This is a genomic window from Leifsonia sp. HAY1-4F (genome assembly GCF_056755275.1).
In genome coordinates this window covers 1-10781 of sequence record NZ_JBNDHX010000120.1, presented here as the reverse complement: position 1 = coordinate 10781, position 10781 = coordinate 1, and the positions used below count along the sequence as shown (strand labels likewise).

The 10781-nt window shown below is 68.2% G+C and carries 11 protein-coding genes; 8 read left to right on the top strand and 3 right to left on the bottom strand.

All coding sequences use genetic code 11. From position 1 onward, the window contains the following. From ACPYOG_RS17065 to pknB, 7 genes are all read left to right on the top strand, one after another. Window positions 1-500, top strand: a 500-nt coding sequence (locus ACPYOG_RS17065) for an FHA domain-containing protein (protein ID WP_481295359.1), incomplete at its 5' end; no start/stop codon positions are given. Continuing rightward, window positions 497-1090: an FHA domain-containing protein FhaB/FipA gene (locus ACPYOG_RS17060; RefSeq protein WP_481295358.1), complete on the top strand. Its 594-nt coding sequence runs from the start codon at window positions 497-499 to the stop codon at window positions 1088-1090. The genes ACPYOG_RS17065 and ACPYOG_RS17060, both read left to right, overlap by 4 nt. Before the next feature lie 2 nt (window positions 1091-1092). Then, on the top strand, window positions 1093-2343 hold the full coding sequence (locus tag ACPYOG_RS17055; RefSeq protein WP_481295357.1) for a PP2C family protein-serine/threonine phosphatase: 1251 nt from the start codon (window positions 1093-1095) through the stop codon (window positions 2341-2343). Then, window positions 2327-3733 (top strand): FtsW/RodA/SpoVE family cell cycle protein, encoded by a 1407-nt coding sequence (locus ACPYOG_RS17050; RefSeq protein ID WP_481295356.1) that lies wholly within the window; start codon window positions 2327-2329, stop codon window positions 3731-3733. Before ACPYOG_RS17055 ends, ACPYOG_RS17050 begins: the two co-directional genes overlap by 17 nt. 1 nt (window position 3734) lies before the next feature. Further along, window positions 3735-5189, top strand: coding sequence for a peptidoglycan D,D-transpeptidase FtsI family protein (locus tag ACPYOG_RS17045; RefSeq protein WP_481295355.1), 1455 nt, complete (start codon window positions 3735-3737; stop codon window positions 5187-5189). Then, window positions 5186-6898: a serine/threonine protein kinase gene (locus ACPYOG_RS17040; RefSeq protein WP_481295354.1), complete on the top strand. Its 1713-nt coding sequence runs from the start codon at window positions 5186-5188 to the stop codon at window positions 6896-6898. The genes ACPYOG_RS17045 and ACPYOG_RS17040 overlap by 4 nt, the downstream gene beginning before the upstream one ends. Window positions 6899-6978: 80 nt before the next feature. After that, window positions 6979-8673 (top strand): Stk1 family PASTA domain-containing Ser/Thr kinase, encoded by a 1695-nt coding sequence (gene pknB / locus ACPYOG_RS17035; protein ID WP_481295353.1) that lies wholly within the window; start codon window positions 6979-6981, stop codon window positions 8671-8673. Between the two features lie 25 nt (window positions 8674-8698). On the opposite strand, the gene ACPYOG_RS17030 is transcribed toward pknB, so the two are convergent. Genes ACPYOG_RS17030 through ACPYOG_RS17020 form a run of 3 tightly spaced genes read right to left on the bottom strand, consistent with a single transcriptional unit; the run spans window position 8699 to window position 10265 of the window. Continuing rightward, complete coding sequence (locus tag ACPYOG_RS17030) at window positions 8699-9337, bottom strand: anthranilate synthase component II (protein ID WP_481295352.1); 639 nt, start codon at window positions 9335-9337, stop codon at window positions 8699-8701. Continuing rightward, on the bottom strand, window positions 9334-9492 hold the full coding sequence (locus ACPYOG_RS17025; RefSeq protein WP_139230579.1) for a DUF4175 domain-containing protein: 159 nt from the start codon (window positions 9490-9492) through the stop codon (window positions 9334-9336). Before ACPYOG_RS17025 ends, ACPYOG_RS17030 begins: the two co-directional genes overlap by 4 nt. Window positions 9493-9494: 2 nt before the next feature. Next, entirely contained in the window at window positions 9495-10265 is a 771-nt protein-coding gene (locus ACPYOG_RS17020; RefSeq protein WP_481295351.1) for a class E sortase, read from the bottom strand. A 122-nt stretch (window positions 10266-10387) separates the two neighbouring features. Between ACPYOG_RS17020 and ACPYOG_RS17015 the strand changes: the two genes are divergently transcribed. Next, the gene (locus tag ACPYOG_RS17015; RefSeq protein ID WP_090035530.1) at window positions 10388-10648 is read left to right on the top strand and encodes a cell division protein CrgA; all 261 of its coding nucleotides are present in this window, start codon (window positions 10388-10390) and stop codon (window positions 10646-10648) included. Window positions 10649-10781 lie beyond the last annotated feature (133 nt).

Here is a 10781-nt window from a genome sequence, read left to right as displayed (position 1 = left end):
AGCTCATCGACTTCGTGCAGAAGCATGCCGCCGCCCAGCACTACCAGTTCGCGGGCGGCATCTCCATCGACCTGGTGGAGGACGCGGACCTGTCTGTCGGGATGCTGCAGGTCGAGTCCGAGAACGTGAAGGGCGATGTCGCCTGGACGCCGGTGCTCGACATCGACGGCCGGCACTATCCCCTCGGCCACTCACGCACGGTCGTCGGCCGCGGCGCCGACGCCGACATCACGGTCGACGACACCGGCATCTCCCGCCGCCACATCATGATCACGTGGGATGGACACCGCGCGCAGGCGGAGGACCTCGGCTCCACGAACGGGTCCAAGCTCGACGGCCAGCCTCTCCGCAAGGCCATCCTCGAGCCCGAATCCGTCATCACCATCGGCCGGACCCGGATCGTCTTCCGCGTTCTCCCCCAGGCCGCACCGGCACCGCGCGGAGGAGCGAACGACCCGACCCGCCGACACGACGCCGGCAACTTCTGGGGCCCCTCGTGAACCCCAGCGAGCTGACGCTGCTGGTGCTGCGGTTCGGCTTCCTCCTGCTGCTGTGGCTGTTCGTCTTCGGCATCGTCTATGCGCTGCGCACCGACCTGTTCGGGCAGCGTGTGCGCAAGCTGCCCGAGTCTCAAGCGAGCGGAGCATCCCCCTTCCCGGCCGGCCCAGCAGCGAGCCCAGCGGCGAGCGCCCATCCCGCGCCCGCCGGCCCGACCGAGCCGGTGATGAAGGCCGCTCCCGTCTCGTCCCTCCCGTCCGGCGCCAACCGCGCGGGGGGCCACGCGAACGCGAGTGTCCAATCCGCGCATCGCCTGGTCATCACCTCCGGACCCCGCTCCGGCACCGAGCTGGCCCTCGGCCGTGACCCGATCACCATCGGCCGGTCCGGGGAGTCCAACCTCGTCATCCGCGACGACTACACCTCCACCCACCACGCCCGCCTGCTCCTCTGGAACGACGAGTGGATGATCCAGGATCTCGACTCGACCAACGGCACCTTCCTCGACGGCCGCCGTGTCACCGTCCCGACCCAGATCCCACTCGACACGCCGATCAAGATCGGCACGACAACGTTCGAGCTGCGGCGGTAGGCGTGGCGGCGAACAAGGCAGCGGCCGTCTCGCACGTCGGGAAGATCCGCTCGAACAACCAGGACTCCGGGTACGCCGGCCGCGACCTCTTCGTCGTCGCCGACGGGATGGGCGGCCACGCCGGAGGCGACGTGGCGTCCGCGATCGCCGTGTCCCGCATCCGCGAGGCCGACCGCGAGTACGCGTCGGCACCGGAGGCCGAGTTCGCACTCCAGTCGGCGCTGATCGCGGCGAACTCCCTGCTCGCCGAGACCGTCTTCGAGCATCCCGAGCTGACCGGGATGGGCACCACGGTGAGCGCGATGGTCCGCGTCGGCGACCAGATCGCGTTCGCCCACATCGGCGACTCCCGCATCTACCTGCTGCGCGACGGCGAGCTGAAACAGGTCAGCACCGACCACACCTTCGTGCAGCGCCTCGTCGACAGCGGCCGCATCACCGAGGAGGAGGCGATGGTCCATCCCCGCCGCTCCGTGCTGATGCGCGTGCTGGGCGACGTGGATGCGTCCCCCGAGATCGACACCTGGACGCTCGACACGAGGCCCGGCGACCGGTGGCTGATCTGCTCGGACGGCCTCAGCGGTGTCGTGAAGCACGACGACATGCAGGCGGCGCTCGCCTCCAAGGACGGCCCGAAGCAGGTCGCCGAGCGGCTGCTGAAGCACAGCCTCGACGCCGGAGCCCCCGACAACGTCACCGCTGTGATCGTCGACATCGCCGACACGGCCCCCGGCGACATCGTGAAAGAGCCGATCACCGTCGGCTCCGCCGCCGCGCCTCTGCAATTCGGCGCCGAGCCGAAGCCGACCGCCCGCCCGGCTCGCCTTCCCGGGCTGCGGTTGCACCCCATCCGCCCGGCGACCGGCCCGACGCACTTCGAGCCGCAGTCCGAGGACTACCTCGACGAGCTCATCGAGGAGGACGCCCGCCGGGTCCGGCGGCGACGCCTCACCTGGATGATCGGCCTCATCGCCCTCGTCATCGCGATCGTGCTCGCGATCTTCTTCGGCTACGAGTGGACGCAGTCCCGCTACTTCGTCGGAACCTCCCCCGACGGCAAGGTCGCCATCTACCAGGGCGTGCAACAGGGGATCGGCCCGATCGGCCTCTCCCACCTGTACGAGGAGTCGAACGTCACGGTCGACGACCTCCCCGAATACGACAAGCAGCAGGTGGAGCAGACCATCAACGCCGACGACCTCCAGGCGGCCAAGACGATCGTGGAACAGCTGAGCGATGCCGGCCGACAGTAGAGCCCCCGAACGCGCGCAGGCCAGGCCGGTCCGGACCACCACCGGGCCGGTGAAGCGGCTGCACCTTCCGGCGAAACTGCGCAACCTGGAGCTCTTCCTCCTGGTCATCGCGTGCGGGATCAACGCCGCCGCCATCGTGCTCGTCCAGCTCGGCGCCCTCGGCCATGTCGACCTCACGCTCGTGTACCTCGGCGCCGGCCTCTCGGCCCTGGTCGTCGGAACGCACATCGCCCTCCGCTTCGTGGCTCCGCAGGCGGACCCGTTCCTCCTCCCGATCGCGACACTGCTCAACGGGATCGGGATCGCAGAGATCTACCGCATCGACATCCATTACGGGGACTCCGGGTGGGACAGCGCCGGCATCAAGCAGATCGTCTGGAGCGCCATCGCGATCGTCTGCGCCATCCTCGTCGTCGTGGTCATCCGCAACCACCGCATCCTGCAGCGCTACACCTATCTCTTCGGGTTCGCTGCGCTGCTGCTCCTGCTGCTCCCCATGCTTCCGGGCATCGGCAAGGAGATCTACGGCGCCCGGGTGTGGATCGGCATCGGCCCGTTCAGCTTCCAGCCGGGCGAGATCGCGAAGCTGTGCCTCGCCGTGTTCTTCGCCGGCTACCTCGTCCAGGCACGCGACTCGCTCTCCATGGTGGGCAAGAAGTTCCTCGGGATGCGGTTCCCGCGCGCTCGGGATCTCGGCCCCATCCTCATCGTCTGGCTCATGTCCATGGCCGTGATCGTGTTCCAGCGCGACCTCGGCACCGGATTGCTGATCTTCGGGCTGTTCCTCGTCATGCTGTACGTCGCCACGGCCCGGATCAGCTGGGTCATCCTCGGCCTGCTGCTGATCGTGGGCGGCGCCGTCGTCGCGAGCCAGGTGCTGCCCTACGTGCACGACCGGTTCGCCAACTGGCTGAGCCCGTTCTCGCAGGGCGTCTACGACGCGCAGGGCGGCAGCTTCCAACTGGTGCAAGGTCTCTTCGGGCTTGCGCACGGCGGTCTCATCGGCACGGGCCTCGGACAGGGCCAGCCCTGGATCACGCCCGTCGCGCAGAGCGACTACATCATCGCCAGCCTCGGCGAGGAGCTCGGCCTCGCCGGGCTGTTCGCGCTGTTCGCGCTGTACCTGATCTTCGCCGCGCGCGGCCTGCGGATCGGGTTCGCCGGCCAGGACGACTTCGGCAAACTGCTCGCCGTCGGACTGTCGTTCACGGTGGCGCTGCAGTGCTTCATCGTTATCGGGGGCGTGACCAGGGTGATCCCGCTGACCGGTCTGACGACGCCGTTCCTGGCGGCCGGAGGTTCCTCCCTCGTCGCCAACTGGATCATCGTGGCGCTGCTGCTGCGACTGTCCGACACGGTCCGCAATCAACCCCGACTGGTGGTGAGCTGACATGAACCGTGAGATCAAGCGCGTGAGCACGATCGTCCTCGTCATGTTCCTGGCGCTGCTGGTGTCCACCTCGATCCTCCAGGTGTTCCAGGCGGATGCGCTGGGCGCCGATGCGCGGAACACGCGCGCACTCAACGACAGCTACTCGGCGCAGCGCGGGGCGATCCTCGTGGCCGGCCAGCCGATCGCGCAGTCCGTGCCCTCGAAAGACGTCTACAAGTGGCAGCGCGTCTACAGCAATGGGCCGCTGTACTCGGCGGTCACCGGGTTCTTCCCGATCAACGGCGAACCGACCGGGCTGGAAGGCGCCCTCAACGCGAAGCTCAGCGGCTCGTCGAACTCCCAGTTCTTCGATCGCATCAACGCCATCCTGACCGGAAAGAGTCCCCAAGGCGCCACGGTCCAGACGACGATCGACCCGGTCGCGCAGCAGGCGGCCTGGAACGCCCTGGGCGACAACCAGGGCGCCGTCGTGCTGCTGCAGCCGAAGACCGGCAATATCCTGGCGATGGTGTCGAAGCCCTCGTATGACCCCAATGCGCTCGCCTCGCATGACGGCAAGGCCGTCGACACGACGTACAACCAGCTGCTGACCGCGCCCGGCGACCCGCTCATCAACCGCACCATCGGCGGCAACCTGAATCCTCCGGGGTCCACCTTCAAGCCGGTGATGAGCTCCGCCGCGTTCGGAACCGGACAGTACACCAAGGACAGTCAGCTGCCGAACGTCGCCTCCCTTCCGCTGCCCGGCTCCGGCACGGTCGTGAAGAACGACTCCCTCACCACCTGCGGCCCGGGGGCGACGGTGTCCATCGCGACGGCGCAGATCCTGTCGTGCAACATCCCGTTCGCCGAGCTCGGGATGCAGCTGAAGCCCGAGGTGATCAAGGACCAGGCCGAGAAGTTCGGCTTCAACACCTCGTTCGACATCCCCATCCCGGTGGAGAAGAGCATCTACCCGCTCTACACCGACCCGGCGCAGCGCGCACTCGGCTCGTTCGGCCAGATGTCGGACCGGGCGACGCCGATGCAGATGGCGATGGTCTCGGCGGCGATCGCCAACGGCGGCACGCTCATGACGCCGAACCTCGTCGACACGATCCGCTCGGCGGACATGCAGACGGAGGAGTCCTTCCAGCCGAAGGAGTTCTCGCATCCGCTGACCCAGCAGAACGCCGATGTCATCAAGCAGATGATGGTGGACGGCGTCGATCACGGCGTTGCGAGCAATGCAAGAATAGACGGGGTCCAAGTCGGCGGTAAGACGGGCACAGCGCAGAACGGCGAGAACGACCCGTACACGCTGTGGTTCACGGGGTTCGCGCCGGCGAACGATCCGGAGTTCGCTGTGGCGGTTGTTGTCGAAAATGGCGGTGGTCAGGGTCAGAACGGCACGGGTAACTCCATCGCCGCTCCGATCGCGAGGAAAGTACTAGAGGCGGTGCTGAATAAATGAGACCCACAGCAGGGCTCACCTTCGGAGGACGTTACGAGCTCCAGTCGCGGATCGCGATCGGCGGCATGGGCGAAGTGTGGCAGGCCACCGACCTCGTGATCGGCCGTACCGTCGCCATCAAGATCCTCAAGGACGAATACCTCGGCGACCCCGGCTTCCTCGAGCGCTTCCGTGCAGAGGCCCGCCACGCGGCCCTGGTCAACCACGAGGGCATCGCGAACGTCTACGACTACGGCGAGGAGGACGGCAGCGCCTACCTCGTGATGGAGCTCGTCCCCGGTGAGGCGCTCTCCAGCATCCTCGAGCGGGAACACATCCTCAGCACCGACCGCACCCTCGACATCGTGGCGCAGACCGCCGCCGCCCTGCACGCCGCGCACGCCGCCGGCCTCGTCCACCGCGACATCAAGCCGGGCAACCTGCTGATCACCCCGGACGGCCGGGTCAAGATCACCGACTTCGGAATCGCCCGCATCGCCGACCAGGTGCCGCTCACGGCCACCGGTCAGGTGATGGGAACCGTCCAGTACCTCTCGCCCGAGCAGGCGTCCGGTCACCCGGCCTCCCCCACCACCGACATTTACTCGCTCGGGATCGTCGCCTACGAGTGCCTGGCCGGCCGCCGGCCGTTCACCGGCGAGTCGCAGGTGGCGATCGCGATGGCGCAGATCAACGAGGCGCCGCCGGAGTTGCCCGCCACGGTCGCCGAGCCCGTGCGGAACCTCGTCTTCGCCTGTATCGCGAAGAACCCGGCCGATCGTCCCGCTTCCGCCGCGCACCTCGCGCGGGCCGCTCAGGCCTTGCGGCGCGGGGATGTGCGCGCAGCAGCGGTCGCCGTCCCGGCCATCCTCGGCGCCGCCGTCGCGACCGACGCGGCGACGGTGCTCATGCCGTCGCCGGCCGGGCCCACCGCGGCGACGACGGTCTTGCCCGCAACGGCGGTCGCCCCCATGGTCACCGAGGAGGAGACCGTCGCTCCTGTCGAGGAGCGCAAGCGCAGCCGCTGGACCTGGCCGCTGATCGCGCTGATCGGGCTGCTGGCCCTCGTGCTGGTCGGCACCCTCATCACCCTGCTGGCCCAGCCGAAGCCCGTGCCCACGCCGACTCCCTCGGACACGCCCAGCCACTCGGCGTCGTCATCGCCCACGCCCTCGGTCACCCCGACCAGCAATACGGTCCAGATCACCGAGGCCGACTTCCTCGGGCTCACGGCGGACCAGGCGCGCGCGAAGCTCCAGTCGCTCGGGATGGTCGCCGACGTGTCGCAGGGCACCGCGGCCACCACGCAGGATCAGGCGAACAAGGTCTACTCGGTCAACCCGACCGGTCCGGTCCCGAAGGGCACCACCATCGGGGTCAAGGTCTACGGCCCGGTCGCCCCGGTCCCGACGCCGACCGACACGGTGTCGGCCACGCCGCCCTCGGGGCAGGGCGCCCCGAACTCGCAGGTCGCCGTGAGCTTCGGCTCGGCCACCTGCCCAGCCGGCCAGAACCTGATCGGCCGACGGCTGTACATCAACGGGCAGCCCCAGACGCCGGTGAACGACACCAAGACGACCTGGACGCCGACCGCCACGGGGACCTACCAGCTGACGTACACCATCTTCTGCGGGGAGTCCGTCGAGTCGGGCCAGTCACCGGCGCTGTCGTACGAGGTCGTCGGCTCCACCCCCGCGCCGACCGCCGGCGCGGGCGGCGGGAACAAGTGATCGCGGCGACGCTGCTCGGGGAGATCTCCAGGCAGGCCCCGCTACACTAACCCGAGTCATCACCCCAGAAGGAGTCCGCATTGAGCCCAGATAGCCGCCTGCTCGCAGGCCGATATCAGGTGGGCGAGCTCATCGGCCGGGGCGGCATGTCGGACGTTCATCGCGGCACCGACTCGCGACTCGGGCGAACGGTCGCGATCAAGCTGCTCAAGCCGTCCCTGGCGACCGATCCCGCGTTCCGCACGCGCTTCCGTCAGGAGGCGCAGGCCGCGGCCCGCATGACGCACCCCACCATCGTCCGCGTGTTCGACGCCGGCGAAGAGACGGTGCGCGAGCCGAACGGGCACGAGGCGCAGCTGCCCTTCATCGTGATGGAGTACGTCGACGGCGTCCTTCTGAAAGATCTCATCGCGAAGGGTCCGCTCGAGCTGTCCGAGGCGGTGCGCATCACCGAGGGCATCCTGACCGCGCTCGAGTACTCGCACCGAGCGGGCGTCGTGCACCGCGACATCAAGCCCGGCAACGTGATGATCACGAAGACCGGCCAGGTGAAGGTGATGGACTTCGGCATCGCCCGCGCCATCAGCGACTCGTCCGCGACGGTCGCCCAGACCACGGCTGTGCTCGGCACCGCCAGCTACTTCTCACCCGAGCAGGCCAAGGGCGAGTCCGTCGACGCTCGCACCGACCTCTATTCGACCGGTGTCGTTCTCTTCGAGATGCTGACCGGGCGTGCCCCGTTCCGCGGCGACACCCCGGTCGCGATCGCCTACCAGCACGTCAGCGAGACCGCGGTCGCGCCGAGCACGGTGAACCCCAAGATCTCTCCCGCGATGGATGTGGTGGTCGCCCGGGCGCTGACCAAGGACCGCTTCGAGCGCTATCAGACCGTCGCCGAGTTCCGGGCCGACCTCGAGGAGGCCGCGGCCGGCCGCGTCCCGAAGCGCAAGCACGAGGACGAGTTCGCGGAGACCCTGTTCGGTCCCCCGCCCAGCACGGTGTCGGGACCGGAAGCGGCCTTCCGTCAGCTCGCCGAGGACCAGACGATGACGCGCACCCAGCGGCGCCCTCCCGTCATCTGGATCTGGGCCGGCATCGCCATCATGGCGGTCGTGATCGTCGCCGTGCTCGGGTGGGTCCTGCGTCTCGCTCCGAGCACCACGATGCCGGACAGCTCACGCAAAGTACCCAACCTGTCGGGGCAGACCCTCGATAAGGCGACCTCCGAACTCGACGGCATGAAGCTGAAGTGGTCGCAGACCACGGAGTCCAGCCCCACCTACTCGCAGGGCCAGGTGATCCGCACCGATCCGGCCGCCGGAATCGTCGTCGCGACCGGCGACACGATCATGCTGTACGTCTCCACGGGCAAGAAGACCGTATCGGTCCCCGACGTCCACAACATGACGGTGGATGCGGCGACCCAGGCGCTGCAGCAAGCGGGGCTGACGGTCGGACCGACTACGACGGAGAATTCGCCCAGTGTCCCGGCCAATGTGGTCATCTCCACCGATCCGGCGGCGAACGCGTCCGCCCACGAGGGCGACGCGATCGGTCTTCATGTGTCCAGTGGCAAGGTGACGCTCACCGACCTCACCGGGCAGACCATCCAGGCGGCAACGGGCATCCTGTCCCAGCTGGGCCTGACGGGCAACCCGAAACCGGACCCGACGTGTCCGCAGGACAAGGGCGCCACGATGGTGCACACCCAATCGGTGGCTCCCGGCGACGTTCCCCAGGGCAGCACAGTCGATCTGACCTACTGCTCGGGCTGACCGAGCCGGCCCGCGAGCGTGCCGCTCAGCCCAGCTTGACCAGCGGGTTGAGCGAGCGCGACGCCTCCGCAGCACCGGCGAGACCTGCGACCTCGAGCCAGTTGCCGAGCATGCGGTAACCGCCCTCCGTCAGCACGGACTCGGGATGGAACTGCACGCCGTAGATGGGTGCCTCGCGGTGCTGCAGTGCCATGATGACACCTCCCGCCGTGCGGGCAGTGACCGTCAGGTCCTCCGGAAGCGTCCCGTCCACCACGGCGAGCGAGTGGTAGCGGGTGGCCGTGAAGGGCTGCGCGACACCGTCGAAGAGGCGGCTCTGGTCGTGCGTCACCTGTGAGGTCTTGCCGTGCATCAGCTCCTCGGCATTCGTGACGACCCCGCCGAACGCCTCCGCGATCGCCTGGTGACCCAGACACACTCCGAGCAGGGGCTGACCGGTGCGCAGCACCTCTTCGACGACCGGAATGGACACCCCGGCATCGCCCGGCTTGCCGGGACCGGGAGAGATGAGGACAGCGTCGTACTCGGCGAGCGTCGCCGGCACCTCCGCGGCCGCGATGTCATCGTTGCGGATGACCACGGTCTCAGCGGCCAGCTCACGCAGGTAGCCGTTCAGCGTGTAGACGAAGCTGTCGTAGTTGTCGATGACGAGTACTCGGGTCACGGCCCCACGGTACCTTCCTGGGGACCGAGGAGCGAATCCACCCACGGGAACACCCAGCTCACCAGCGCGAACAGCACGACCGCCACGAGGGCCAGCACGATGAGGATGCGCAGCCACACCGGCCCGGGCAGCACCCGCCACAACGCTCCGTACACGGTCAGCCTCCCTGTCCGACCGCGGCGGCGATCTCACTCGGCACGTCCTGCGGAGGCGCGAACGACTGGAACACGTTGTACGCGATCAGGCGCTCGCCCGCGTGGAACGGCGGGTTGCACGTCGTGATGGTCATCAGGCGATCCGTCGGCGTCGCCTGCGGCTGGCGTGGGACGGGCAGAAGGACTTGCACGGCCGATGGCTGGACGAACTCGAAGTTGCGGAAGACGTAGGTGTACCAGCCGTCCTTCGTCTGAACATAGATGCGGTCACCGATGCGCAGCTTCGACAGGTCGATGAAGGTGTTGCCCCACCCGGAGTCGTGCCCGGCCACAGCGAAGTTCCCCACCTGTCCCGGCAGCTGCGAGTCGATGTAGTGCCCGACCCCGGCGGTGTAGCTGTTGAGCACGCGCTCGACGTCGACCGTCTGACGGATCGTTCGCTTCCAGTCGGGCCCGAGCCGCGGGACATAGATCACCGCGAACGGCTCGTAGGGGGCAGGTTTTGCCATCACGGGAGGGTCCGCCTGCGCCGGCTTGGTGTCCGGAGCGGCCTTCGGCGCCTTGAGGGCGTCGTCGATCCACTTCTGACTCTGCTGGGCGGCGGCCTTCGTCTGCTGCCCGGAGACGACGAGGTTGTTCCACCAGATCTGCCAGCCCAGGAAGAGCAGGACCAGAACACCGGCGGTGATCAGCAGCTCCCCGATGACGCCGACGACCGAGACGCGGCGTCGCCGGCGGCGCGGCCGGCGCGGCCGGGTCTCGAAGCTGGTCATGTCCCAGATTCTAGAGAGCCTCGCTGGGAAACGATCTCGCTCTCCACAGCCCCGAATCCGCCTGTATCCCCCGTTCGGGGGCATCAGGAACCTCTGGGCCTTCCCCGCTAGACTGGGGTGCTATGGCACGCAGCAAGTCGAAGACGAGACCCGAGCGACCGGTCCGAGCCGAGCGCAGCGCCGCTGCGTCCGGCGAAGAGGCCCCGAACCCGGTCTGGTTCAAGCCGATCATGTTCGGCTTCATGCTGCTCGGACTGGTCTGGATCATCGTGTTCTACGTCAGCCAGAACCAGTACCCCATCCCCGCGCTCGGCGCCTGGAACATCCTGGTGGGCTTCGGAATCGCCTTCATCGGCTTCCTGATGACCACGCGCTGGCGCTAGCGCCCAGCGCGCCCAGCACTTCTGTCTCCCGGATCCGGGTCGGCCTTCCGCCGGCCCGGATTCGTCGTTCTCCACACTATCCACAGGGCACTTGTGAGTAGTTCCCGCGCGTTCACCCGCAGTGTCCCCAGTG

What these genes read in the sequence shown, in the direction of transcription:
- ACPYOG_RS17015 (WP_090035530.1), top strand. Translation starts at nt 10,388, where the DNA reads ATGGCACGCAGCAAGTCGAAGACGAGACCCGAGCGACCGGTCCGAGCC.
- ACPYOG_RS17050 (WP_481295356.1), top strand. Translation starts at nt 2,327, where the DNA reads ATGCCGGCCGACAGTAGAGCCCCCGAACGCGCGCAGGCCAGGCCGGTC.
- ACPYOG_RS17020 (WP_481295351.1), bottom strand. Translation starts at nt 10,265, where the DNA reads ATGACCAGCTTCGAGACCCGGCCGCGCCGGCCGCGCCGCCGGCGACGC.
- ACPYOG_RS17045 (WP_481295355.1), top strand. Translation starts at nt 3,735, where the DNA reads ATGAACCGTGAGATCAAGCGCGTGAGCACGATCGTCCTCGTCATGTTC.
- ACPYOG_RS17040 (WP_481295354.1), top strand. Translation starts at nt 5,186, where the DNA reads ATGAGACCCACAGCAGGGCTCACCTTCGGAGGACGTTACGAGCTCCAG.